General features: G+C 61.5%; 21 protein-coding genes. 16 read left to right on the top strand and 5 right to left on the bottom strand.

The window, feature by feature from the left end; genetic code table 11:
* The first annotated feature begins 33 nt into the window (after positions 1-33).
* The 8 genes from ACK3CV_RS02755 (at position 34) to ACK3CV_RS02720 (ending at position 8,069) form a co-directional block, all read left to right on the top strand.
* Positions 34-1,602 (top strand): ABC transporter substrate-binding protein, encoded by a 1,569-nt coding sequence (locus ACK3CV_RS02755; protein ID WP_164141549.1) that lies wholly within the window; start codon positions 34-36, stop codon positions 1,600-1,602.
* Positions 1,603-1,900: 298 nt separating this feature from the next.
* On the top strand, positions 1,901-2,836 hold the full coding sequence (gene pyrB, locus ACK3CV_RS02750) for an aspartate carbamoyltransferase (protein WP_033636864.1): 936 nt from the start codon (positions 1,901-1,903) through the stop codon (positions 2,834-2,836).
* 12 nt (positions 2,837-2,848) lie between these two features.
* The gene (gene pyrI / locus ACK3CV_RS02745) at positions 2,849-3,313 is read left to right on the top strand and encodes an aspartate carbamoyltransferase regulatory subunit (RefSeq protein ID WP_033636863.1); all 465 of its coding nucleotides are present in this window, start codon (positions 2,849-2,851) and stop codon (positions 3,311-3,313) included.
* Between the two features lie 157 nt (positions 3,314-3,470).
* Complete coding sequence (ridA, locus tag ACK3CV_RS02740; protein ID WP_033636862.1) at positions 3,471-3,857, top strand: 2-iminobutanoate/2-iminopropanoate deaminase; 387 nt, start codon at positions 3,471-3,473, stop codon at positions 3,855-3,857.
* Between the two features lie 260 nt (positions 3,858-4,117).
* Positions 4,118-5,554 (top strand): circularly permuted type 2 ATP-grasp protein, encoded by a 1,437-nt coding sequence (locus ACK3CV_RS02735; protein WP_033636861.1) that lies wholly within the window; start codon positions 4,118-4,120, stop codon positions 5,552-5,554.
* Complete coding sequence (locus tag ACK3CV_RS02730; RefSeq protein ID WP_004933382.1) at positions 5,548-6,474, top strand: alpha-E domain-containing protein; 927 nt, start codon at positions 5,548-5,550, stop codon at positions 6,472-6,474. The genes ACK3CV_RS02735 and ACK3CV_RS02730 overlap by 7 nt, the downstream gene beginning before the upstream one ends.
* Entirely contained in the window at positions 6,471-7,265 is a 795-nt protein-coding gene (locus tag ACK3CV_RS02725) for a transglutaminase family protein (RefSeq protein WP_164141547.1), read from the top strand. Before ACK3CV_RS02730 ends, ACK3CV_RS02725 begins: the two co-directional genes overlap by 4 nt.
* 75 nt (positions 7,266-7,340) lie before the next feature.
* A complete protein-coding gene (locus ACK3CV_RS02720) occupies positions 7,341-8,069 on the top strand; it encodes a proteasome-type protease (protein WP_015376453.1) in 729 nt (242 codons plus the stop codon).
* A 29-nt stretch (positions 8,070-8,098) separates the two neighbouring features.
* On the opposite strand, the gene ACK3CV_RS02715 is transcribed toward ACK3CV_RS02720, so the two are convergent.
* A complete protein-coding gene (locus ACK3CV_RS02715) occupies positions 8,099-10,489 on the bottom strand; it encodes a beta-N-acetylhexosaminidase (protein WP_164141545.1) in 2,391 nt (796 codons plus the stop codon).
* Between the two features lie 211 nt (positions 10,490-10,700).
* Positions 10,701-13,409, bottom strand: a complete 2,709-nt coding sequence (gene mgtA, locus ACK3CV_RS02710; RefSeq protein ID WP_049232430.1) for a magnesium-translocating P-type ATPase — start codon at positions 13,407-13,409, stop codon at positions 10,701-10,703.
* 423 nt (positions 13,410-13,832) lie between these two features.
* Between mgtA and treR the strand changes: the two genes are divergently transcribed.
* The 3 genes from treR (at position 13,833) to treC (ending at position 18,057) form a co-directional block, all read left to right on the top strand.
* Positions 13,833-14,780 (top strand): trehalose operon repressor TreR, encoded by a 948-nt coding sequence (treR, locus tag ACK3CV_RS02705; RefSeq protein ID WP_060428766.1) that lies wholly within the window; start codon positions 13,833-13,835, stop codon positions 14,778-14,780.
* A 129-nt stretch (positions 14,781-14,909) separates the two neighbouring features.
* The gene (gene treB / locus ACK3CV_RS02700) at positions 14,910-16,325 is read left to right on the top strand and encodes a PTS trehalose transporter subunit IIBC (RefSeq protein ID WP_033636857.1); all 1,416 of its coding nucleotides are present in this window, start codon (positions 14,910-14,912) and stop codon (positions 16,323-16,325) included.
* 67 nt (positions 16,326-16,392) lie between these two features.
* Positions 16,393-18,057: an alpha,alpha-phosphotrehalase gene (gene treC / locus ACK3CV_RS02695; protein WP_164141543.1), complete on the top strand. Its 1,665-nt coding sequence runs from the start codon at positions 16,393-16,395 to the stop codon at positions 18,055-18,057.
* Between the two features lie 32 nt (positions 18,058-18,089).
* Here treC and ACK3CV_RS02690 read toward each other — a convergent pair whose 3' ends face one another.
* Positions 18,090-18,614, bottom strand: coding sequence for an NAD(P)H-dependent oxidoreductase (locus ACK3CV_RS02690; RefSeq protein ID WP_047729213.1), 525 nt, complete (start codon positions 18,612-18,614; stop codon positions 18,090-18,092).
* A 106-nt stretch (positions 18,615-18,720) separates the two neighbouring features.
* On the opposite strand from ACK3CV_RS02690, the gene ACK3CV_RS02685 reads away from it, so the two are divergent.
* From ACK3CV_RS02685 to ACK3CV_RS02665, 5 genes are all read left to right on the top strand, one after another.
* A complete protein-coding gene (locus ACK3CV_RS02685) occupies positions 18,721-19,635 on the top strand; it encodes a LysR family transcriptional regulator (protein WP_033636854.1) in 915 nt (304 codons plus the stop codon).
* A 244-nt stretch (positions 19,636-19,879) separates the two neighbouring features.
* Positions 19,880-22,018, top strand: a complete 2,139-nt coding sequence (gene nrdD, locus ACK3CV_RS02680) for an anaerobic ribonucleoside-triphosphate reductase (RefSeq protein ID WP_164141541.1) — start codon at positions 19,880-19,882, stop codon at positions 22,016-22,018.
* Positions 22,019-22,186: 168 nt separating this feature from the next.
* Positions 22,187-22,651: an anaerobic ribonucleoside-triphosphate reductase-activating protein gene (nrdG, locus tag ACK3CV_RS02675; RefSeq protein ID WP_039567952.1), complete on the top strand. Its 465-nt coding sequence runs from the start codon at positions 22,187-22,189 to the stop codon at positions 22,649-22,651.
* A gap of 239 nt (positions 22,652-22,890) precedes the next feature.
* Entirely contained in the window at positions 22,891-23,418 is a 528-nt protein-coding gene (locus ACK3CV_RS02670) for a hypothetical protein (RefSeq protein ID WP_164141539.1), read from the top strand.
* 97 nt (positions 23,419-23,515) lie between these two features.
* Positions 23,516-24,169 carry an AbiV family abortive infection protein gene (locus tag ACK3CV_RS02665; protein ID WP_164141538.1) on the top strand — a complete coding sequence of 218 codons (654 nt, stop codon included), beginning with the start codon at positions 23,516-23,518 and terminating at the stop codon, positions 24,167-24,169.
* 130 nt (positions 24,170-24,299) lie between these two features.
* Here the strand turns inward: ACK3CV_RS02665 and ACK3CV_RS02660 are convergent, their stop codons facing one another.
* Together ACK3CV_RS02660 and ACK3CV_RS02655 are read right to left on the bottom strand one after the other, a co-directional pair.
* Positions 24,300-24,497 carry a hypothetical protein gene (locus ACK3CV_RS02660; RefSeq protein WP_239504654.1) on the bottom strand — a complete coding sequence of 66 codons (198 nt, stop codon included), beginning with the start codon at positions 24,495-24,497 and terminating at the stop codon, positions 24,300-24,302.
* Between the two features lie 35 nt (positions 24,498-24,532).
* Positions 24,533-25,588 (bottom strand): permease, encoded by a 1,056-nt coding sequence (locus ACK3CV_RS02655; RefSeq protein ID WP_164141536.1) that lies wholly within the window; start codon positions 25,586-25,588, stop codon positions 24,533-24,535.
* Positions 25,589-25,792 lie beyond the last annotated feature (204 nt).

Below are 25,792 nucleotides of genomic sequence, written 5' to 3'. Positions count from 1 at the left end.
CCGCCTGGCGGCGCCTTCAGGGGATACACACCGATGAAAGCCAAACTCTTGCCGCTGTTCCTGCTCGCTGCCCTGCCCGCCGCCGCGTTAGCCGCCACGCCGCCGAATACGCTGGTGGTGGTGCAATCGCTGGATGACATCGTCAGCCTCGATCCGGCGGAAGCCAACGAACTCTCCAGCATCCAGACGGTGCCCAGCCTGTATCAGCGGCTGGTGCAGGCGGATCGCGACGATCCGGCCAAGGTGGCGCCGGTGCTGGCGGAAAGCTGGCAGGGCGATGCGGCGGCCAAAACGCTGACGGTGAAACTGCGGCCGCAGGCGGCGTTCGCCTCCGGCAACCCGCTGACCGCCGACGACGTGATCTTTTCCTACAGCCGCGCGGTCAAGATGAACAAGTCGCCGGCGTTCATCCTCAACGTGCTCGGCTGGCAGCCGGACAACATCGACGCGCAGCTGAAGAAGATCGACGAACATACGGTGCAGCTGCGCTGGACGGCGGACGTCAGCCCGGCGGTGGCGCTGAATATTCTTTCGACGCCGATCGCCTCGATCGTCGACAGCAAGGCGGCGCTGGCCAACATCAAAGACGGCGACTTCGGCAACGCCTGGCTGAAAATGCACTCCGCCGGCAGCGGCCCGTTCAAGATGCGCGTCTATCAGCCGCATCAGGCGATCGTGCTGGACGCCAACCCCACCACGCCGGGCGACAAGCCGCAGCTGAAAAACATCATCATTAAAAACGTGCCGGATCCGGCCACCCGCCGCCTGCTGATCCAGCAGGGCGACGCCGATATCGCCCGCGAACTGGGCGCCGATCAGACCGACACGCTGAAAAACCAACCGGGCGTCAAGGTGCTGGAGATCCCGTCCGCCGAACAAAACTACCTGGTGTTCAACACCGGCAACGGCGCCAATCCGCTGCTGAACAACCCGGCCTTCTGGGAAGCGGCGCGCTATCTGGTGGATTATCAGGGCATCACGAAGGATCTACTGAAGGGCCAATACTTCGTGCACCAGAGTTTCCTGCCGGTCGGGCTGCCGGGCGCGCTGGAGACCAACCCGTTCAGCTACGATCCGGCCAAGGCGAAAGCCATCCTGGCCAAGGCGGGCATCACCCACGCCGCCTTTACGCTGGACGTAGAGAACAAGCCGCCGTTCATCACCATCGCGCAGGCGCTGCAGGGCAGCTTCGCCGCCGCCGGCGTGAAGGTCGAGCTGCTGCCGGCCGCGGGCAGCCAGGTTTACTCCCGCGTGCGCGCCAGGCAGCATCAGGCGGCGATCCGCCTGTGGATCCCGGATTACTTCGACGCCCACTCCAACGCCAGCGCCTTCGCCTACAACGACGGCAAAAGCAGCACGGTGGCCGGGCTGAACGGCTGGCAGATCCCGCAGTTGAACCAGCAGACGCTGGCGGCGCTGGCCGAAGCCGATCCGGCCAAGCGCCGCGCGCTGTACACCGCCATGCAGCAGGAACTGCAGCGCAGTTCGCCGTACGTGTTTATCGATCAGGCCAAAACCGAAGTGGTGCTGCGCGACAACGTCAAAGGCTACCAACAGGGGCTGAACGCCGACATGGTCTACTACGATCGCGTCAGCAAATAGCCGGCGGGCGGCCATCGCCGGCCAATCGATTGCGGGGCGGCAAAAAACGGCGTTTTAGCGCTTGCAGTGGCGAAAAGCGCGAGTATAATGCGCCACAATTTGCCAGGAGAAAGCATGAAAAACGACGTTTGTTTTGTTAGCCACAATCGACAAAACCGACTGCCTATCGGCGGCCAGCTGCCGTTGTTTCTCCTGTTGCTAAACCGATCGTTTCAAGCCCCTCATTGAGGGGCTTTTTTTTGCCTTGAAAATATCGAAAAGTCCCGCGCCACGGGCACGCGTCGAGGAGGAGTGAAAAATGGCCAACCCGCTGTATCACAAACACATCATCTCTATTAACGATCTCAGCCGCGAGGATCTGGAGCTGGTGCTGCGCACCGCCGCCGGTCTGAAAGCCAATCCGCAGCCAGAACTGTTGAAACACAAGGTGATCGCCAGCTGCTTCTTCGAAGCCTCGACCCGTACCCGCCTGTCGTTCGAAACCTCGATGCACCGCCTCGGCGCCTCGGTGGTCGGTTTCGCCGACGGCAGCAACACCTCGCTCGGCAAGAAAGGCGAAACCCTGGCCGACACCATCTCGGTGATCAGCACCTACGTGGACGCCATCGTGATGCGTCACCCGCAGGAAGGCGCGGCGCGCATGGCCGCTGAATTCTCCGGCAATGTGCCGGTGCTCAACGCCGGCGACGGTGCCAACCAGCATCCGACCCAGACCCTGCTGGATCTGTTCACCATCCAGGAAACCCAGGGCCGCCTGAGCAACCTCAGCATCGCCATGGTCGGCGACCTAAAGTACGGCCGCACCGTGCACTCGCTCACCCAGGCGCTGGCCAAATTCGAAGGCAACCGCTTCTACTTCATCGCCCCGGACGCGCTGGCGATGCCGGCCTACATCCTGAAAATGCTGGAAGAGAAAGGCATCGAGTACAGCCTGCACAGCAGCATTGAAGAAGTGGTGCCGGAACTGGATATTCTCTACATGACCCGGGTACAGAAAGAGCGCCTCGATCCTTCCGAGTACGCCAACGTGAAAGCGCAGTTCGTCCTGCGCGCTGCGGATCTGGCCGGCGCACGCGCCAACCTCAAGGTGCTACATCCGCTGCCGCGCATCGACGAGATCGCCACCGACGTGGATAAAACGCCGCATGCCTACTACTTCCAGCAGGCGGGCAACGGCATCTTCGCCCGCCAGGCGCTGCTGGCGCTGGTACTCAACGCCGATTTGGCTCTTTAAGGGGGAACCGCCATGACTCACGACAACAAACTGCAGGTCGAAGCGATCAAATGCGGCACGGTGATCGACCACATTCCGGCGCAGATCGGTTTCAAACTGCTGACGCTGTTCAAGCTGACCGCCACCGACCAGCGCATCACCATCGGCCTGAACCTGCCCTCCAACGCGCTGGGCCGCAAGGATCTGATCAAGATCGAGAACACCTTCCTGACCGAGCAGCAGGCCAACCAGCTGGCGATGTACGCGCCGAAGGCCACGGTAAACCGCATCGATAACTACGAAGTGGTGCGCAAGCTGACCCTCAGCCTGCCTGACCACATCGACGGTGTGCTGACCTGCCCGAACAGCAACTGCATCAGCCGCAGCGAGCCGGTGGCGTCGAGCTTCAGCGTGAAGCCGCGCGACGGCGAAGTGCACCTGAAGTGCCGCTATTGCGAGAAAGAGTTCGAGCATCAGGTAGTGTTGCAGGCCGACTGAATTCTGCCCTTTTAACGGGAGCGGCGCTGTTAATCTGCGCGTCACTCCCTATAATGGATGCCTGAAAATAACTCTACCCACGTTGCTACCCACCGAATTTCAAGCTGCGGCCGACCGCGCGGCGGCGTGAAAGACAACGGGTCTATCAGGAGAAAACATGTCACGTAATATCAGCACTGAACTCGCCCCGGCAGCCATTGGTCCTTACGTGCAGGGCGTTGATCTGGGCAGCATGATCATCACTTCCGGCCAGATCCCGGTCGATCCGAAAACCGGCGCCGTCGCCGACGACGTGGCCGCTCAGGCGCGCCAATCGCTGGAAAACGTCAAAGCGATCGTCGAAGCCGCCGGCCTGATCGTTGCCGACATCGTGAAAACCACCGTGTTCGTGAAAGATCTGAACGACTTCGCCACCGTTAACGCCGCGTACGAAACCTTCTTCACCGAGCACAGCGCGCCGTTCCCGGCCCGCTCCTGTGTAGAAGTGGCGCGTCTGCCGAAAGACGTGAAGATCGAAATCGAAGCCATCGCCGTGCGTCGTTAATCGACGGTCACGCGCATCACGGCCAGTACAGACTGGCCGTTTTTATTTCTGCTCTGTCCCGACAGCCTGCCGTCCCTGCGCCTTTAGCGCTCACCGCCGCCGCCTTTTCGCCCTATATTAAGGCGTCGTCACGCCAAACCTGCACCGCGAATGGGCGTTTTTCGCCGCGGCAGCCTCGCTCTGCGCCATTTTCGCCCGTTATCGCCTTGGCACGTTTTATGCTCGATTGATTGACAGCCTGCAATGTCGACGAGGTGACGATGCTGAATATCAATCTTTCCGCTTCACCGTTTTTTGATGAGATGCTTCTGGCTGAGGGAAAACACCGTGGCCACTACGACGCCTACTGGCAATGGCTGCAGCAGGCCGATCACCAGGCCGTGCAACGCAAGCGGGAAGAGGCTGCGCTGCTGTTTCACCGGGTGGGCATCACCTTCAACGTCTACGGCGACGATGACGGCGCTGAGCGGTTGATCCCGTTCGACAGCGTGCCGCGCATTATTCCGGCCGTCGAATGGGCGATGCTCGATCGCGGCATTCGCCAGCGCGTACAGGCGCTCAATGCCTTCCTGCATGACATTTACCACCAGCAGCATATTCTGAAGGCCGGCCTCATTCCGGCGGAGCAGGTGCTGGCCAACGATCAGTATCAACCCTGTATGCAAGGCGTTGATCTGCATCGCGATATCTATGCGCATATCGTCGGCGTGGACATGGTCCGCAACAGCGACGGCCAATACTACGTGCTGGAAGATAACTTGCGCACCCCGTCCGGCGTCTCTTACATGCTGGAAAACCGCAAAATGATGATGCGTCTCTATCCGGAACTGTTCGCCCGGCAACGCATCGCGCCGGTGGAGCGCTACCCGTCGCACCTGCTGCAAACGCTGCGCGAAAGCTCGCCCATCAACGATCCCACCGTGGTGGTGCTGACGCCGGGCCGCTTCAACAGCGCCTATTTTGAGCACAGTTTCCTGGCGCAGCAGATGGGGGTGGAGCTGGTCGAAAGCGCCGATCTGTTCGTCAAGGACGGCGCGGTCTTCATGCGCACCACCGCCGGGCCGTGCAAAGTGGACGTGATCTATCGTCGGGTGGACGACGCCTTCCTCGATCCGCTGGCGTTTCGGCCGGACTCGATGCTCGGCGTACCGGGGCTGCTGTCGGTGTATCGCGCCGGCAATGTGGTGCTGGCCAACGCCATCGGCACCGGCGTGGCCGACGACAAATCGATCTACCCCTACGTGCCGGATATGGTGCGCTTCTACCTGCAAGAGGAACCGATCCTCAACAACGTGCCAACCTGGCAGTGCCGACATAAAAACGAACTGTCGTATGTGCTGGCCAACCTCGAACAGATGGTCGTGAAAGAGGTGCACGGCGCCGGCGGCTACGGCATGTTGATCGGCCCCACGGCGAGCAAGGACGAGCTCGCCCGCTTCCGCGCTCTGCTGCTGTCTCGCCCGCAGAATTACATTGCGCAAAACACGCTGGCGCTGTCCACCTGCCCGACCTTCGTCAACGATGGTCTGGCGCCGCGGCATATCGATCTGCGGCCGTTCGCCCTCAGCGGCGCGGAGATCCGCCTGGTGCCCGGCGGCCTGACCCGGGTGGCGTTGGCGGAAGGTTCGCTGGTGGTGAACTCGTCGCAGGGCGGCGGCACCAAGGACACCTGGGTATTGGAGGACGACCTATGCTGAGCCGCACCGCCAGTGAACTCTATTGGATGGCCCGCTATCTGGAGCGGGCGGAAAGCATCGCCCGGGTGCTGGACGTCACCAACAAGCTGTCGATGATGCCGATCCGCGACGGCGGCGATCAGGATCTGCAGGTGCCGCTCAACCTGACCGGCACCGGCCAGCTGTATGCCGCCGCCTACCCGGAATTGACGATGCCCAATCTGGTCAGTTTCTTCGCGCTCGACAACCGTAACCACAGCAGCATCTTCAGCTGCCTGCAAATGGGCTGGAACAACGCCCACGCGGTGCGCGGCAGCCTGTCATCCGAAGTCTGGGAGTGCATCAACGCCACCTGGATAGAGATGAAACTGATCCGCCGCCAGGGCATCGGCTCGGTGGGTGCCGATGCCTTCTTCGACTGGGTGAAGGAGCGCGCCCATCTGTTTCGCGGCGCCATGTTCGGCACGCTGCTGCGCAGCGACGCCATGCGCTTTATCCGTCTCGGCACCCTGCTGGAGCGGGCCGACGGCACCGCCCGTCTGCTGGAGGTGAAGAACACGCTGATGGACATCGACGGCGACCCGGTGCGCGAATATTACCGCATGGACACGCTGCTGCGGGCGGTGAGCGCGCGCGAAGCCTACCACAGCATCTACAAGCAGCCGTTGAGCCGCGAGACCATTGCCGAACTGATGATTCTTCGCAATGAAATCCCGCGTTCACTGCTGGCCTGCGTCGGCGACATGGTGCAGCAATTGGAACTGATCGGCGGCGGCGCCAACCAACCGCGACGTCTGGCGCACACCCTGCATGCTGAGCTGCGCTTCAGCAGCATGAAGGACCTGAACAAGATCGGCCTGGGCGAGTGGTTGAGCGCCTTTCTCGGCCAGGTGAACGGCATCGCCGAAAGCATCCATCACACTTATCTGGAGGCGCAATGAAACTGAATATTGAGCACAACACCCATTATCGCTACGCCCAGCCGGTGCAGCGCAGCACCCAATATCTGCGGTTGACGCCGCAGGATTCGCCCCATCAGCGCATCCTCTCCTGGCAACTGTCGTTGCCGGATGACGCGGTGCGCACCACCGACGCCTTCGGCAACGTACTGCACGTGCTGACGCTTGATGAACCGCATCAGGCCATCACCATTCGGGTGCTCGGGGAAGTGGAGATTGAAGACGGCGTCGAAGATCGGGTGCTCGGGCACCTGTCGCCGCTGGTATTTCTGCGCCATAGCCCGCTGACCCAGCCCGATGACGCCATTCAGGCCTTCGCCCTGCGTTATCATCAACCGCAGGCGGTGCTGAGCGGCCTGGAACATCTGATGGGTGAACTGCTGCTGAAAATGCCTTACAGCCCTGGCTCCACGCGCGTGACCGACAGCGCCGCCGAGGCTTTCGCCGCCGGCAGCGGCGTGTGTCAGGATCATACGCATGTCTTCCTGAGCTGCTGCCGCAGCCTGAACATCCCGGCGCGCTACGTCAGCGGCTACCTGTACAGCGAAGACTCGACCCATGTCGCCACCCATGCCTGGGCGGAAGTGTGGGTGGAGGAACGCTGGCACAGCTTCGACGTGACCAACAATACGCGCATGCCGAATCAGCACCTTAAGCTGGCGGTCGGCATCGATTATCTGGACGCCTGCCCGGTGCGCGGCATGCGATTGGGCGGCGGCTGCGAAGACATGAGCGCCATCGCCGCCGTACAAATGATGCCAACCGGCCAGTAGCCGCTTGCCGATGGAAAATGTTTCGGGCACGCTGCGCGTTGGCGGCGTGCCGGTCTTGTTTTGAGGGATTGTAGTATGACCTACTGTGTGGCCATGCGTTTGTCGTCCGGGCTGGTCTTTGCGTCCGATTCGCGCACCAACGCCGGGGTGGATCATATTTCCACCTTCCGCAAACTGCACGTGTTCCAACAGGACGGCGATCGCACGCTGGTGCTGCAAAGCGCCGGCAACCTGGCGACCACCCAGAGCATCATCAGTTTGCTGTTGCACCGCAGCAAGGACGCCGAACGCCCCAACCTGCTCAACGCTCCCAGCCTCTACGACGCCGCCACGCTGGTGGGGGAAACGGTGCGCGAGGTGATCCAGCGCGACAGCGAGGCGCAGCAAAGCGGCAGCACCACCGACTTCAGCTGCAACCTGCTGCTCGGAGGCCAAATTAGCGGGGAAGAGATGCGGCTGTTCCATATCTACCCGCAAGGCAACTTTATCGAAGCCACCCGCGACACGCCCTATTTTCAGATAGGCGAAAGCAAATACGGCAAACCGATCATCGACCGGGTGCTGCACTACGACACGCCGCTGGAACAAGCGATGCAATGCGCGCTGATTTCACTGGATTCGACCCTGCGCAGCAACCTGTCCGTCGGGCTGCCGCTCGACGTGATGATCTACCCGCGCGACAGCTTCAGCCATGCCCGGCAATACCGCATTACCGAAGACCATCCGTACTTCAGCGCCATCCGCAAGGGCTGGGGCGAAGGGCTGGTCAGCATTTTCACCCAGTTGCCGCCACTGCAGCTGTAGGGATCCGGGCTCACACGAGCCCGTCCGCCTCATTGCTCCTGCAACCCCCGCAGCAACGCCTCCAGCGGGTACACCGCCGCAATCACCACCTCGTCGCGCGTCTGCGCCGCCGCATCCAGCTGGCGCTGCGCTTGTTCGGCCTCGGCCCGGCTCAGCGGTTTGCCCTGCTGATGGCGATCCAGCAGCGTTAAGCCCAGCGTGGCCAAAGCATCGACGTCCTGCGCCACCGGCGCCAGCTCCCGCAGCGTGCGGTTGCCCGCGATCGCCATCTGCAGTGCCGCGCCGTTCGCCTGCCAGCGCTGCAGCCGTTCGCGCAGTGCCTGCGCCGCCGCCATATCGCGCTTATCCTGCAACAAGGCCGCGACCTGTGCCTGCATCTCACGTACCGCGCCGCTCTCCGGCGGTAGCGCATCGGCAAAGCGGTTCAGCGGTTCGAACTGGTGATAGTTGCCGGCCTGGAACTTCAGGTGCTGGCGGGTGTAATACTGCGCCGGCTCCACCGCCTCGGCCAGGATCTGCAGCGGCACGATCTGCACACTGTTGCTCAATCGGGTGAATTCGCGCGCCGTTTCCGCGTGCTGCTGCAGGCCGACCGACACCACCGACCAGGCGTCGATCGCCGCCAGCCGCCGGTACATGTTGTTTTCGTCGGTGACGTCCTGCGCCGACCACAGCCGCTCCGCCACCGCGAAGGCACGCGGCCACAGCTTGAGATCGAGCAGCGGCGCGCGCACGTTTTCCGCCCACAGCGCCGCTTCACCGCCGAGAATGTTGGCCTGCCCCTTCTCGTCCGGCACCACCGGCATCTTGCCCGCCGGCACCGCCGCCAGCTTGTCGCCGCGGGTGGGGTAACGCACGTTGCCGACCAACGTGTAGCCGCTGAGCTTGTCCTGCTGCAGCGTGAACACCGGCCGCGTGTCGCCCATCCAGGTATCGACGCGGAACGTCACCTGCTGCGGCGTGCGCCAGACGATGTCGTGCACCGCGCGGCGCGACTTGCCGTTGAAATCGATAAAGCCGCGCCAGCCCTGTTTGCCCTCGATCAGCGTGAAGCTGCCCTCCACCGCGCTGCCCTTCAGGCGCGGCATGCTGAAGCGCCAGCTTTGCGCCTGCTCGCCAGGTTGCACCGCCGTCTCGATCCCCAGCGGCTGCGGCAGAATTTCATTGCGGTAGTGATAGGCGGTGCTTTGTGGCTGATCGAGGTAAAAACCGGTGGAGAGGATGCCCTGATAGCCGTCCTGCGCGCTGGCGCCCAGCGAGTCTTGCCCCTGCCAGGACTGAATGACGATCGAGCGCGGCAGCGACGGATGATAGATCTCGTCCCAACCGACCATCTGCCGCTGGTGTTTCTCGAGGATCTTTTCCAGCTTCTGGTTGAAGTAGGCCTGCAGCGCATGGGTATCCGCCAGCCCGTTCTTCTGCATAAACGCCTGAATCGACGGCGACGCCCGCCACTGGCTGGCGTCCACCTCGTCGCCGCCGATATGCAGATAAGGATCGGGGAAGATCGCCGCCAGCTCGCCGACGATCGTGTCGACAAACTGATACACCTCGTCGCGGGTCGGATCGAGCGTCGGCTTATGCACGCCCCACTCGCGCTCCATGCGATACGGCCCCGGCGCGCTCATCAGGTCGGGATAGGCCACCGCAATGCTGGAGGCATGCCCCGGCATGTCGATCTCCGGCACCACGCGAATGCCGCGCGCCGTGGCGTAAGCCACCACCTGCCGCATCTGCTCGCGGGTGTAGAACTGGCCGTCGCTGGCCTGCTGTTGCAGCTTGGGATAATGCTCGGAGGCAAAGCGCCAGCCCTGATCGTCGGTCAGGTGCCAGTGGAACACGTTAAGCTTGGCCGCCGCCATGCCGTCGAGCTGGCGCAGAATGTCCGGCAGCGGCAGGAAATGACGCGCCGAATCCAGCAGCACGCCGCGCCACGGAAAACGCGGCACGTCGCGGATATCCACCAGCGGCAGGAAGGTATTTTGCCCGTCGGTCTGCAGCAGCTGCAGCAGGGTCTCCATGCCGCGCAGCGCGCCGAAACGCGTGTTGGCGGTCAACGTGGCGCCCTGCGGCGTGACCGCCAGCCGGTAACTCTCATCGCTGCCCGGCAGCGGCTGCGCCGCCACCCGGTCCTTGATCACCACCTTGATCGCCGCGCCGTTCGCTTCTTCCATCGGCGCCAGCGTCCAGCCGGTCTGCAGTTCGATGCGCTGGCGCCAGCGCGGCAGCGCGTCGCCCAGATCGTCGCCCTGCAGCGTCAGAGACAAACGGTGATCCAGCACCAGCTTGCCCGCCGGTTGCGTCACTTCCACCTGCTGTGGCCAGGGCATCAGCGGCAGATCGCCGGCCGGCTGCGCCAGCGCGCCGCAAGAAAACCATAACGATGAAGCCAGTAGCGTATAACGGAAAGGTCTGTGCATCGGAAATTCCTCAGAGGAAAAAAACAAAATATCCCCAATGAATTTCAAACCACCGCTAGGCGATAAACAACAACGCGGTGGCTTGAAAGGCGCAGGGGAAAACAGCCAACGCTGTAGATAAAGACTCAGCCCAGAACAGATGTCCAACCGTTGCGGTGAAAAAGCGGACGGGATCACAGTTGCCCCCTCCCGGCCGGAGGGGGCGAGCGGGTTACTGCCAGCCGTAGCGGCGCACGAACCAGCCTTTCACGCACTGGGTCAGCACCATGTAACCGGCGAGGATCAGCACCAGCCACGGGAAGTAACCGAGCGGCAGCGCCTGCAGCTGCAGGAAGCCGGCCAGCGGCGAGAACACCAGGCCGATGCCGGTGGCGATCACCGCCAGCGTCATGATGCACAGCGGCCAGGACGGGCGGCTCTGGATAAACGGAATTTTGCGCGTGCGGATCATATGGACGATCAGCGTTTGTGACAGCAGCCCTTCCACGAACCAGCCGGACTGGAACAGCGTCTGCATTTCCGGCGTATTGGCCTTGAATACCCACCACATCAGGCTGAAGGTCAGCACGTCGAAGATCGAGCTGATCGGCCCGAAGAACACCATAAACCGCCCCAGATCGGCGGAGTTCCAGCGCTGCGGCTGGGTGATCTGATCGTCGTCGACGTTATCGAACGGGATGGCGATCTGCGAGATGTCGTACATCAGGTTCTGAATCAACAGGTGCAGCGGCAGCATCGGCAGAAACGGCAGGAAGGCGCTGGCGATCAGCACGCTGAACACGTTACCGAAGTTGGAGCTGGCGGTCATCTTGATGTATTTCAGCATGTTGGCGAAGGTACGGCGCCCTTCGATCACCCCCTGCTCCAGCACCATCAGGCTTTTTTCCAGCAGGATAATGTCAGCCGCTTCCTTGGCTATGTCCACCGCTGAATCGACGGAGATGCCGATATCGGCCGCGCGCAGCGCCGGCGCATCGTTGATGCCGTCGCCCATAAAGCCCACCACGTGCCCCTGGCGGCGCAGCAGTTTGACGATGCGCTCCTTGTGCAGCGGCGTCAGCTTGGCGAACACCGTGGTGCGCGCCGCCGCCTGCGCCAGCTGCTCGTCGTCCATCTGTTCGATCTCGCTGCCGCGCAGCAGACTATCGGCCTCCAGCCCGACGTCCCGGCACACTTTGGCGGCCACCAGCTCGTTGTCGCCGGTGAGGATCTTCACCGTGACGCCGTTCTGTTTCAGCGCCGCCAGCGCCGGCGCGGTGCTCTCCTTCGGCGGATCGAGGAAGGCGACGTAGCCTTCGAGGATCAGATCCGACTCATCCGCCACGCCGTATTCATGGGTTTGCGCCGGCAGGATCTTGTTGGCCACCGCCACCACCCGCAGCCCCTGCTGGTTGAGATCGTCGGTGATGCGGCGAATGCGCGCCAGCAGCGCCTCGCTCAGTGGGATCACCTCGTCTTCGTGGCGAACGTGGCTGCAAATCGCCAGCATCTCTTCCAGCGCGCCCTTGCACACCAGCTCGTGATACTCATTGTCCTTGGCCACCACCACCGACATGCGGCGGCGCACGAAATCGAACGGGATCTCATCCACCTTGCGGTAGTTTTGCAACGCCGCCGGCTGCCGATTCTGCTCCGCGCAGCTCAGCACCGCCACGTCGAGCAGGTTTTTCAGCCCGGTCTGGTAGAAGCTGTTCAGCCAGGCGTAGCGCAGCACCCGTTCGCTGCCGGCGCCGAACGCATCGGTGTGGCGCTCCAGCACGATCTTGTCCTGGGTCAGGGTGCCGGTCTTGTCGGTGCACAGAATGTCCATGGCGCCGAAGTTCTGGATGGCGTCCAGGCGTTTGACGATCACCTTCTGGCGCGACAGCTTCACCGCCCCTTTGGCCAGCGTTGAGGTGACGATCATCGGCAGCATTTCCGGCGTCAGCCCGACCGCCACCGACAGCGCGAACAGCGCCGCTTCCCACCAGTCGCCCTTGGTGTAGCCGTTGATCAGCAGCACGATCGGCGTCATCACCAGCATAAAGCGGATCAGCAGCCAGCTGACCTTGCTGATGCCGCTCTGGAAGGCGTTCGGCTGCTGCTCCTGGCTGGTGACGCGCTGTGCCAGCTGGCCGAAATAGGTGCCGCCGCCGGTGCCGATCACCATCGCCAGCGCGGTGCCGCTGACCACGTTGGTGCCCATGAAGCACAGGTTCTGGCAGTCGAGCGGATCGGCCGCCAGCGCCTGCGGCGCCGCGGATTTTTCCACCGGCAGCGATTCGCCGGTCAGCGCCGCCTGGCTGATGAACAGATCCTTGGCCGACAGCAGGCGCAGATCCGCCGGGATCATGTCGCCGGCCGCCAGCTTGACGATATCGCCCGGCACCAATTGCGCGATCGGCAGCTCCACGTGTTCGCTCTTGCCGGTGAGCGCATCGCTGCGGATCACCGTGGCGGTGTTGCTCACCATCGCTTTCAGCGCATCGGCCGCCCGGTTGGAGCGCGCCTCCTGGATGAAGTTCAGCAGCGTGGAGATCAGCACCATCAGCGCGATCACCAGCGCGCCGGTGAGATCCTCGGTGGCGTACGAGATCATGCCGAGCGCGGTCAGCAGCAGGTTGAACGGGTTGCGGTAGCAGTGCCAGAGGTGTTGCCACCAGGCCTCTTTCTGCTGATCGTCGATGACGTTCTCGCCGCAGCGCCGGCGCACCTGCTCCGCCTCATGGGCGGTGATGCCTTCCGGGTGGCTGTGAAAACGCTCAAACAGCTGCATCGTCTCTGCGGCGGCGCATTCCAGCCGCTGTTGCGCCAGGCCGGCCGGCATATCGTGCGCAGCGCCGCCGACGCCGTCCAGCAGGCTGTCGCGGCGCACCAAACGGCGCGGAAGGCCGCGGGCGAACAGGCCCAGCAGCTGACGGGGGAGTTTTTTCAGTTTCATGGTTCGCACCTCGTCGCCCGGTGCCTCACGGCAGCGGGTAAACGGGGATCGTCATCGGCCGGGCGGATGGCGGGTGCGCCAAAAAGCCTCTGCCAACGCAGATCCTTATTCTTTTTTCAGCAGCAGGAGCGAACGACGAAGCGCGCGCCACCGGTTACCGTGATGTACTTCACCGGTAAAACAGCAGCGCCAGGCGGAAAGGTTTTACCGGTGAACCGAGTGAGTGTCTAAAGCAGTCGGGTCGGGGTCCATATGGGGAATCACCTCCGGTAAAGGGAAAAACAGAGCGGCAGGAGCGGCCGTTCAGCGCAGTGCAACAATCCCGTATTGCCTCAAGATCCGCCTGGGAAAATGAGCTATGCTGACGGACATTGTTTTACAGGCCATTATGTTACGCCTGTCCACCTCAACGAAAAGTAAACCATGCAAAACCGGCTGACCATCAAGGACATCGCACGCCTGAGCGGCGTAGGCAAATCCACCGTCTCACGGGTGCTGAACAACGAAGGCAGCGTGAGCCCGCAGACCCGCGAACGGGTAGAAGCGGTGATCCGTCAGCAAGGGTTTACCCCCTCCAAGTCGGCGCGCGCCATGCGCGGCCAGAGCGACAAAGTGGTGGGCATCATCGTTTCCCGTCTCGATTCGCCGTCGGAAAACCAGGCGGTGCGCACCATGCTGCCGCTGCTGTATCAGCAGGGCTTCGATCCTATCGTGATGGAGAGCCAGTTCGAAACCCGCCTGGTGCAGGAGCACCTGCACGTGCTGCGCCAGCGCAACGTCGACGGCGTGATCCTGTTCGGCTTTACCGGGCTGACCGCGGCGATGCTCAAACCGTGGCAGGAAAAAATGGTGGTGATGGTGCGCGAATACGACGGCTTTTCATCCGTCTGCTACGACGACGCCGGCGCGGTGAACCTGCTGATGGATCGCCTGTACCGGCAAGGGCACCGGCACATCGGCTATCTGGGGGTGCAGCTCAGCGACGCCACCACCGGCCAGCGCCGCTATCAGGCCTATCTCGACGCCTGTGAACGCCTCAAGCTCACGCCGCGCGCCACGCTGGGCGAGCTGAGCTACCAGAGCGGTTTCCAGCACGCCGCCGAAGTGATTGATACACACACCAGCGCACTGATCTGCGCCTCCGACAGCATCGCCCTGGGGGCGATAAAGTACCTGCAGCAGCAGCCGACGCGCGCCATCCAGGTGTGCGCCATCGGCAACACCCCGCTGCTCAGCTTCCTGTTCCCCGATACTCTGTCGGTGGAGTTCGGCTACGGCAGCGCCGGCCTGCTGGCGGCGCAACAGCTGCTGGCGCAGCTCAACGGTGAACAGGGGATCCGCCGCCTGGTGGTGCCCAGCAAACTTTCCTGATTAAAAGACGACCATTTTTTGTCATTTTGTGATCCTCGCCCCAAACCGGGAACGTTCCCATTCCATAAAAAAATCCGAGTGACTAAGCTTTGATCATTACTCAGCCAACACCTCTGCAGGTATCCCATAATGAGCAAAGTAAAACAGCAGGATATTGATCGCCTGATTGTTTTGGTCGGCGGCCGCGAAAACATCGCCACCGTCAGCCATTGCATTACCCGGTTGCGTTTCGTCCTCAACGACCCCAGCAAGGCCAGCCCCAAGGAAATCGAAGAGCTGCCGATGGTCAAAGGCTGCTTCACCAACGCCGGGCAGTTCCAGGTGGTGATCGGCACCGACGTCGGCGACTACTATCAGGCGCTGATCGCCAGCACCGGCGTCAACGAGGCCGACAAGGAGCAGGCCAAGGTGGCCGCGCGCCAGAACATGACCTGGACCGAGCGCACCATCTCCCACTTCGCCGAAATCTTCTTCCCGCTGCTGCCGGCGCTGATCAGCGGCGGTCTGATCCTCGGCTTCCGCAACGTGATTGGCGACATCCCGATGTCCGGCGGCCAAACGCTGGCGCAGATGCACCCGGCGTGGAAAACCATTTACGACTTCCTGTGGCTGCTCGGTGAAGCGATCTTCATGTTCCTGCCGGTGGCCATCTGCTGGTCGACGGTGAAAAAGATGGGCGGCACGCCGGTGCTCGGCATCGTGCTGGGCGTCACCCTGGTGTCGCCGCAGCTGATGAACTCCTACCTGCTCGGCCAGCAAACGCCGGAAGTGTGGAACTTCGGCTGGTTCGTGATCCAGAAAGTCGGCTATCAGGCGCAGGTGATCCCGTCGATCCTGGCGGGCATGGCGCTGGGCTGGATCGAAACCCGGCTGAAAAAGATCGTCCCCGACTATCTCTATCTGGTGGTGGTGCCGGTGGTTTCGCTGCTGCTGGCGGTGTTCCTGGCGCACGCGCTGATCGGGCCGTTCGGCCGCATGATCGGCGACGGGGTTGCCTGGGCGGTGAAAGCGGTGATGACCGGCAGCTTCGCCCCGGTGGGCGCCGCGCTGTTCGGCTTCCTGTATGCGCCGCTGGTGATCACCGGCGTGCACCAGACCACGCTGGCCATCGACATGCAGATGATTCAGAGCATGGGCGGCACCCCGGTGTGGCCGCTGATTGCGCTGTCCAACATCGCGCAGGCCTCGGCGGTGCTCGGCATCATCATCATCAGCCGCAAGGCCAACGAGCGTGAAATCTCGGTGCCGGCGGCGATCTCCGCCTATCTCGGCGTGACCGAACCGGCGATGTACGGCATCAACCTCAAATACCGTTTCCCGATGCTGTGCGCGATGATCGGCTCCGCGATCGCGGGCCTGATCTGCGGCCTGGACGGCGTGATGGCCAACGGCATCGGCGTCGGCGGCCTGCCGGGCATCCTGTCTATCAAGCCGCAGTTCTGGCTGATTTACTCGCTGGCGATTCTGGTGGCGATCGTCATCCCGCTGGTGTTGACCATCATGGTCTACAAACGCAAGGCCGCCCGCGGCGAGCTGCCGGTTTGATTGACGCAAAATGAATGTAGGGGCCTGCTTACGCAGGCCCGTTGTCACGATTCAAAGGTATCCAGTTATGAGCAACCCAACCCCCTGGTGGCAGAACGGCGTCATCTACCAAATTTATCCGAAGAGTTTTCAAGACAGCACCGGCAACGGCTACGGCGATTTGGCCGGCGTGACCCGGCGGCTGGACTATCTGCAGGAGCTGGGCGTCGACGCCATCTGGCTGACGCCGGTCTACGTATCGCCGCAGGTGGACAACGGCTATGACGTGGCGGACTACTGCGCCATCGATCCGGCTTACGGCACCATGGCGGACTTCGAGCAGCTGGTCGCCGCCGCCCACCGGCGCGGCATCCGCATCGTGATGGACATGGTGTTCAACCACACCTCGACCGAGCACCCGTGGTTCAAGGCCGCGCAGGATCGCCACAGCCCGTATCGTCAGTTCTACGTCTGGCGCGACGGCGAAGGGGATACACCGCCGAACAACTGGCGCTCCAAGTTCGGCGGCAATGCCTGGCAGTGGCACGCCGACAGCGGCCAGTACTACCTGCACCTGTTCGCCACCGAGCAGGCGGATCTCAACTGGGAACACCCGCCAGTGCGCGAAGAGCTGAAGAAAGTGTGTCAGTTCTGGGCAGATAAAGGCGTCGACGGCCTGCGCCTCGACGTGATCAACCTGGTGTCCAAGCAGCAGGATTTCCCGTCCGACAGCCAGGGCGACGGCCGCCGCTTCTACACCGACGGCCCGCGCATTCACGAGTTCCTGCAGGAGATGAGCCGCGACGTGTTTCAGCCGCGCGGCCTGATGACGGTGGGCGAGATGTCTTCCACCACGCTCGAGCATTGCCAGCAATACGCGGCGCAGAGCGGCGAAGAGCTGTCGATGACCTTCAACTTCCACCACCTGAAGGTAGACTACGCCGGCGGTGAAAAATGGACGCGGGCGGCGCCGGATTATGTGGAGTTAAAGCAGATCTTCCGCCACTGGCAGCAAGGGATGCATAACCGCGCCTGGAACGCGCTGTTCTGGTGCAACCACGATCAGCCGCGCATCGTGTCGCGCTTCGGCGATGAAGGCGCACTGCGGGTGCCGGCCGCCAAAATGCTGGCGATGGTGCTGCACGGCATGCAGGGCACGCCTTATATCTACCAGGGTGAAGAGATCGGCATGACCAACCCCGGCTTCCGCGCCATTGAGCAGTACCGCGACGTGGAAAGCCTGAACATGTACGCCGAACTGAGCGCCCAGGGCCGCAGCGACGCCGAACTGCTGGCGATCCTGGCGGACAAATCGCGCGACAACGGCCGCACGCCGATGCAGTGGAGCGCCGCATCGCACGCCGGTTTCACTACCGGCACGCCGTGGATCGGCTGCGCCGAGAACTACCCGCAGATCAACGCCGACGCGGCGCTGGCCGATCTCGACTCGGTGTTTTACGCCTACCGCCAGCTGATCACCCTGCGCAAGCAGTATCCGCTGCTGACCCACGGCGACTATCAGGATCTGGCGCCGGATCACCCGGCGCTGTGGTGCTATCAGCGCAGCTGGAACGGCCAGCGCCTGCTGGTGGTGGCCAACCTGAGCCGCGAACCGCTGGCCTGGGCGGCGGAAGGCGTGGAAGCCTCCGCCCAGTGGCGCCCGCTGATGAGCAACTACAGCGACTCGGCGGATCAGCCGCAGGCGCTGACGCTGCGGCCGTTCGAAGCGGTGTGGTGGCTGCTCGAAGACTGACCCCGCAGGGCGCGGTGAGCGTGAACTGCGCCCTACAATGTCCCCATCAGCGCCACCACCCCGGCGGCCGCTTGCGCCAACTGCTCATCGCTCATGTCGGTCACGCCCTGCACCAGGTGCGGCGGCAGATAATCCATGCCGGTCAGGTTAGCCAGCGCGTGGAACGGCAGCAGCAGATCCTGCACCGGATAGCGGTTGTAGCCTGCCGGCGTGTAGGCCTGCGCGTTGCCGCCGGTGCTCACCACCAACTGCAGCGGCTTGCCGTGCAGTTTAGTGCCCTCGCTGCCGTAGGCGAAACCATAGGTTAATACCGCGTCCTGCCATTCGCGCAGGATCGCCGGCGAGCTGTACCAGAAAAACGGGAACATCATCACCACCGCATCGTGGCTTTCCAGCAGTGCCTGTTCGCGCGCCACGTCGATGCGGTAATCCGGGTAAGCGCGGATCAGCTCGTGCACGGTCACGTTAGGCAGCGGGCGCACGGCCTCGATCAGCGCCTGGTTGATGCGCGACTCGTCGGGGGTGCGGTGGGCGGTTAACACTAAAATGCGTGACATAAATGATTCCTTGAACGTAAAGAAGATGAGGCATTTTTCCATTTCTGCCGCTTCGGGTGTAGGCTGTTCAAGGTCACTTCAATTTCAACCGAAAGTATCAACCACTATGTCGCTGCCCTTTGACGTGCACCGCCTGCTGCCGGCCTTCCTCGCCGCCGCGCAGGCGCAAAATTTCTCCGCCGCCGCCCGCCAGCTGGGCGTCACGCCGGCGGCGGTCAGCAAAAATATCCGCGCGCTGGAAGAGAAGCTGGCGCTGCGGCTGTTTCAGCGCAACACCCACAACGTGCTGCTGACCGACGAGGGCAAAGCGCTGCTGGCGCAGGTGGCGCCGCTGTGGCAGGCGTTGGCGGCGACGCTGGAAAGCGCCGGCGGCGAGCGGCAGGCGCCGGCCGGGGTGGTGCGCGTCACGATGATCCCCGGCTTCGGCCGCCAGATGCTGATGCCGTTGATCCCGCAATTTCTGGCGCGTTACCCGCAGATCGATCTCGATCTGTCGCTGGATGCCCGGGTGGTGAATCTGGTGGGCGAAGGCTTCGACGTCGGCATCGGCAGCCGGGTCGATCCCGACAGCCGGCTGGTGGCGCGCCCGCTCTACCCGATGCACATGGTGCTGGCAGCGTCGCCCGACTATCTGGCGCGGCGCGGTGAACCGCAAACGCCGCACGATCTGCTGCGGCACGACTGCCTGCTGCACCGCAACCCCAGCAACGGCCGCCACGTCAAATGGCAGCTGCGCCATCAGGGCGAAACGCTGGCACTGGATCTGAACGGCCGATTGGTGGTGAGCCGCCCGGAAATGTTGCTGGATGCGGCGCTGGCCGGGCTCGGCATCGTCAACCTGGCGCGCTGGTACCTCGAAAAGCACTTCGAGCAGGGCACGCTGCGGCCGGTGCTGGCGGAGTGCTGGCCGCGCCCGGTGCAGCTGTGGCTCTATTACGCCTCGGCGGATCTGCCGCCGCGGGTGCGCGTCTGGGTCGACTTTCTGCTGGCGCATTTTCGCGATCGGCCAGTGAGCGATTGACGACTGTTCAGCTTGCGCACGCTCTTCCGTTTTCCTTGTTCTACATCAAAAGAATCTCGCCAATATCTATATATAGTGCATTAAGAATTGCGAACGCCTATATATAGTAGTTATCCACAAAATCATCCACACGCCGCCACAGCCCTTGCGCGCTGCGGCTTTGCCCTGTGGATAAGCGAAATTTGACGGTTGCTCGCCACGCCAGGCGGGTATGAACGCTCCCTCGGGGAACAAGGAGTACAACGTGAAACCAGTAGTGATTAAGCGGGACGGTTGCCAGGTACCTTTTGACGAAGCGCGCATCGCGCAGGCCATCGAGCGCGCCGCGCTGGCGGTGGGCGTGGTCGATGCCGACTACTGCGCCACCGTCGCCCGCGTGGTCGCTCAGCGCATGGAGCAGCAGCCGCGCGTCGATATCCACGAGATCCAGCAGGCGGTGGAAAACCAGCTGATGGCCGGCGAGTACAAACAGCTGGCGCGCGCCTATATCGAATACCGCCACGATCGCGACGTGGCGCGCGAGCTACGCGGCCGCCTGAATCAGGAAATTCGCGGCCTGGTCGAGCAGAGCAACCGCGCGCTGCTAAACGAAAACGCCAACAAGGACAGCAAGGTGATCCCCACCCAGCGCGACCTGCTGGCGGGCATCGTCGCCAAACACTACGCCAAGCAGCACATCCTGCCGCGCGACGTGGTGCTGGCCCATGAACGCGGCGAAATTCACTACCACGATCTCGACTACTCGCCGTTCTTCCCGATGTTCAACTGCATGCTGATCGATCTGAAAGGCATGCTGACCAACGGCTTCAAGATGGGCAACGCCGAGATCGAGCCGCCGAAGTCGATCTCCACCGCCACCGCCGTGACCGCGCAGATCATCGCCCAGGTCGCCAGCCATATCTATGGCGGCACCACCATCAACCGCATCGATGAAATTCTGGCGCCGTTCGTCGACGAGAGCTTCCGCAAACACCTGCTGGTGGCGGAAGCGTGGCAGATCCCGGACGCCAAAGGCTATGCTATGGCGCGCACCGAGAAAGAGTGTTACGACGCCTTCCAGTCGCTGGAGTACGAGGTCAACACCCTGCACACCGCCAACGGCCAGACGCCGTTCGTCACCTTCGGCTTCGGCCTTGGCACCAGCTGGGAATCGCGCCTGATCCAGCGCTCAATCCTGAAAAACCGCATCGCCGGGCTGGGCAAAAACCGCAAGACCGCCGTGTTCCCCAAACTGGTGTTCGCCATCCGCGACGGCCTCAACCACCAGTACGGCGATCCGAACTACGACATCAAGCAGCTGGCGCTGGAGTGCGCCAGCAAGCGCATGTACCCGGACATTCTCAACTACGATCAGGTGGTGAAGGTGACCGGCTCGTTCAAAACGCCGATGGGCTGCCGCAGCTTCCTCGGCACCTACGAGCAGGATGGCGAGCTGGTGCACGACGGCCGCAACAACATCGGCGTCATCAGCCTCAACCTGCCGCGCATCGCGCTGGAGGCGATGGGCGATGAGTCGCGCTTCTGGGCGCTGCTGGATCAGCGCCTGCAGCTGGCGAAAAAGGCCCTGATGACGCGCATTGCCCGGCTGGAAGGCATCAAGGCGCGGGTGGCGCCAATCTTGTACATGGAAGGCGCCTGCGGCGTGCGGCTCAAGGCCGACGACAATATCGCCGATATCTTCAAGAACGGCCGCGCCTCAATTTCGCTGGGCTACATCGGCCTGCACGAGACCATCAACGCGCTGTTCGGCGGCAAAAACCACGTGTATGACGACGAGGCGCTGCGCGCCAAAGCGGTGGCGATCGTCGCGCGGCTGCGTGCCGCCGTCGACGCCTGGAAAGACGAAACCGGCTACGGCTTCAGCCTCTACAGCACGCCGAGCGAGAACCTGTGCGATCGCTTCTGCCGGCTGGACACCGCCGATTTCGGCGTGGTGCCGGGCGTCACCGATAAGGGCTATTACACCAACAGCTTCCACCTCGACGTGGAGAAGAAGGTCAATCCGTACGACAAGCTGGACTTCGAAGCGCCCTACCCGCCGTTGGCCAGCGGTGGCTTCATCTGCTACGGCGAATACCCGAACCTGCAGCACAACCTGAAGGCGCTGGAAGACGTGTGGGACTACAGCTACAGCCGGGTGCCTTACTACGGCACCAACACGCCGATCGACGAGTGCTACGAATGCGGCTTTACCGGTGAATTCTCTTGCACCAGCAAGGGCTTCACCTGCCCGAAATGCGGCAACCACGACTCGGCCAAGGTCTCGGTCACCCGCCGGGTGTGCGGCTATCTCGGCAGCCCCGATGCCCGGCCGTTCAACGCCGGCAAGCAGGAAGAGGTGAAACGCCGGGTGAAACACCTCGGCAACGGGCAGCTCGGCTGAAAAGCGCCGTGCAGCCTATGCAGAAGCCTGTTCATCAGGCGTGATTGTCGCAGCCAGTTTGCCTTCGGCCAGCGCGCACAAACCGGAGCGTACACGCAGTACGTGAGGATTGGCAGCACTGCCCGGAGGCAAAATGGCCAGTAAAATAGCCTGATGGGCAGGCCTCACATGAATTATCACCAGTACTACCCGATCGACGTGGTCAACGGCCCCGGCACCCGCTGCACGCTGTTTGTCGCCGGCTGCGTGCACCAGTGCCCCGGTTGCTACAACAAAAGCACCTGGCGGCTCAACTCCGGCCAGCCGTTTACCCCGGCGCTGGAAGACCGCATCATCGCCGATCTGAACGATACGCGCGTGCCGCGCCAGGGGCTGTCGCTCTCCGGCGGCGATCCGCTGCACCCGGCCAACGTGCCGAGCATCTTAAAGCTGGTGAAACGGGTACGCGCCGAATGCCCCGGCAAAGATATCTGGCTGTGGACCGGCTACCGGCTGGCGGAGCTGGACGCACAGCAAATGCAGGTGGTGGACAGGATCAACGTGCTGATCGACGGCAAGTTCGTGCAGGATTTGAAGGACCCGGCGCTGATTTGGCGCGGCAGCAGCAACCAGGTGGTGCATAGGTTGCGATGAACCAACAACACACGTTTCAATAGGTATTCATCCAAACTCGACCTGACGCATCGGCAGCATAGAGTCATCTGACAGGCGGCTCTGTGCCAATAGCAGACATTCTTTATACGAGTGAATTTAATTATAATTACTTAAAGTTGGACTAGCTTGTTCAGGGGTTTAACACGTGGTTAAATATGGGCTGCCGTTAAAATAAGCGTTAGGCTACTCTGAAATTTATCAGTCGTCACGGAGACACTATGAGAATTCCAACTAGTCGTAACCCCAGATTGATGTCGAGCCTCAACCCAAACCTCACGAGCAGTATCAATCCTCAACTAACTAGCAGCATTAACCCAAAGCTGACGTCAAGCATCAACCCCAAACTGACCTCAAGTATCAATCCTGCGCTTACATCTAGCATAAACCCCAAGTTGGCCAGTTCAATCAACTACAAGCTCACGTCGAGCAAGTATCCAAATCTCACGTCAAGCATCAATCCTAAGCTAACCTCATCGATCAATCCAAATATATCGTCTAATATTCCTGGATTATATTTATTTGATCTAGCACTAAATGCGGTAGGATTTACAGTGTCGCCAACTCCGAACTATTGGTTGTTATTCGATCCACTCTGTCAATTTACTGGTGTTGCTGTTAATTGTCGGAAGAATTTTTTCATTGAATTTGATCTGGATAATAATTTTATTGGATTCTTTGTTCACGCCAAAGATCAAAGCTGGTTGCGGTTCAACATAAATAACGACTGGGTGGGGCTGACCACATAGTATTAATAGTACGCGTCAGAATGCAATATATAAAAACATGGTTTCCCCGCTCTCTACGGCGTGTATTCCAAGAGTAAACTTTTGAAGCGGAGTATCAGTGAAAAAACACGAGGGCATATCAAAATACAAGCTGAATAAAATAGCTGCAGAGTCTTTGAGAAATTGTATCCGTCTTCATTTTGACTCAATGTTGCTTTATGAGCACGGTTCGTATCCAAGTGCATTTCAGCTTTCAGTCTTGGCGCTTGAAGAATTCTCAAAAGCGATTTGGGTAGATCACTACATTTGGTCATCTGAAACTAATGAGGGCTATCCAGACGTTCAGTTTGAGCAGGCATGGTTAAAACTTTTATACCTACATCCCAAAAAACAGTGGAACTTTGTAGCAAGAGAAATAGATGATTATTCTCCGGGTTTTATTTCACTGATACAGAGAAGGGAATTAGAAGAGAAAAAGCAGGATGCTATATATGTTGGTTTGTCTCGTATGAAAGGAGGTATTGACATAGATAGCCGAGTCTCTACCCCTTGGAGAATTAAACAAAAAGATGCTAGGCAGTTTATATCAGTAATCAATGATGAATTACTAAGGATAGTTGCGAGAATTGAGGAGGATGAGTTTTATTTCGAGGGAGGCAAAGGGATGGATGAGGTTTTTGATTACGAAATATATAAAAATCTTTTGCAATGGCCTCATAAAAGCGGAATTAGAAATAATAGGTGGAGGAAAAAAAACCATCTACGGAAATAATAATTTTTTGTTTGTGATTTTATCTCCCCGCGCCTATCTCCAGCCGTCCGCTTCTCGCTCAAAGCCGACTGCTAGACAAAATCCCATTTTATCCTGAGAAACCTCCTGTTCTACTCAGAACCAATCCCCCTCAACACCCACGCCGATAACGCCCCCGGATCTTCGCTTTAAATAAAGCCATTCGTTTTTCTGCCTCCGAATGGCTGAGATAAACCGCGGTGCCGTTTCTTATACGTTCAAGGGCGGCATCCACCCTTTCACGCAACGCTTGCTCCAGCAACATCGCCTCTACGTCCATTTCAGGTTTATTCCGCTGTTCCACTTCCATCTCCTCCATTGAGACAGCATCGGGTCACGAATCCGTTACACCAACCCCATCCCCACCACGCCGGTCAGCACGCCGCACAGCGCCACCAACGCCGCCGTCAGGCACAGCGCGCGGGCGGAGAAGGCTTTGTTGAGCATCAGCAGCGAAGGCAGGCTGACCGCCGGCAGGGTCATCAGCAGCGCCAGCGCCGAGCCTGCGCCCATGCCCGCCAGCATCATGGTCTGCACGATCGGGATCTCCGCCGCGGTGGGGATAACGAACAGGCAGCCGACGATCGCCAGCGCGATGATCCACAGCAGGCTATTGTCGACGGCGCCGTCGGCGTGCGGGAACAGCCAGACCCGCGCTGCGCCCAGCGCCAGCACCGCCAGCACGTAGATCGGGATGGTCGACCAAAACAGCGCCCACAGCGCTTTGCCCCAGCGGGCGAGGAACGGCCGCTCATCGCTCTGCGCCGTCATCACCGGCGGCTGCGGCGTGGCGGGCTGCGGGTCGTTGGCGGTCACGCGCTGCACCAGCCAGGCGATGCCCAGCACCATCACCACGCCCGCCACCAGGCGGATGGCGGCGAACGGCCAACCGAGTACAAACCCCATGAATACCAGCGTCGCCGGGTTCAGTACCGGGTTGGCGAGCCAAAAGGCCAGCGCGGCGCCGCTGGATACCGACTGGCGGCGCATGCCGGCGGCAACCGGTGCGGCGCAGCAGGTGCACATCATGCCCGGCAGCGCGATCAGCGCCCCCAGCACGGTGCCGGAAAAACGCCGGTGGCCGAGCGTGCGCGCCAGCCAGTCGCGCGGGATCAGCACCTGCACCAGCGAACCTAACAGCACCCCGAGCAGCGCCGCCTTCCACACCGCGGTGAAATAGACCAGCGCGTACTGCCAGGCCGCCAGCCAGGGGCTCGCGGCGCCGTCGGCCAGGATCGATTTGCCGATCGAGTGGCTGTCCGCCGCCACAAAGGCCTTGCCGTAGTAAGGCTGCCATTTGATGTAGTAGAGGCCGACGGCCACCACCAGCAGAAACAGGATCGGTTTCCACAGCGGCCAGGCGCGTGGGGCGGGTTCAGGGGCGTTCAGAGATTGCGGCATGGTCGCGGCCAGAGTCAGTCAACAGTGGCGCCAGCATAGCGCGCCGCCGCCGCCCGTGCACGCCCGGGCTGTCCTAAATAGTTCATCTGTTCGCCACCGCGGCGTAACGCGATTGTCATCTGCGCCCGGCACCATGATGCCAACTTGAAAACCACAGGGTAGACGCACGATGAAACGCACCGCTTTCGCCTTCATCGCACAGCC

This window comes from Serratia sp. TSO36 (assembly GCF_057808395.1).
The sequence above is the reverse complement of the archived record's forward strand: the minus strand, read 5'-3'. Positions and strand labels throughout refer to the sequence as shown.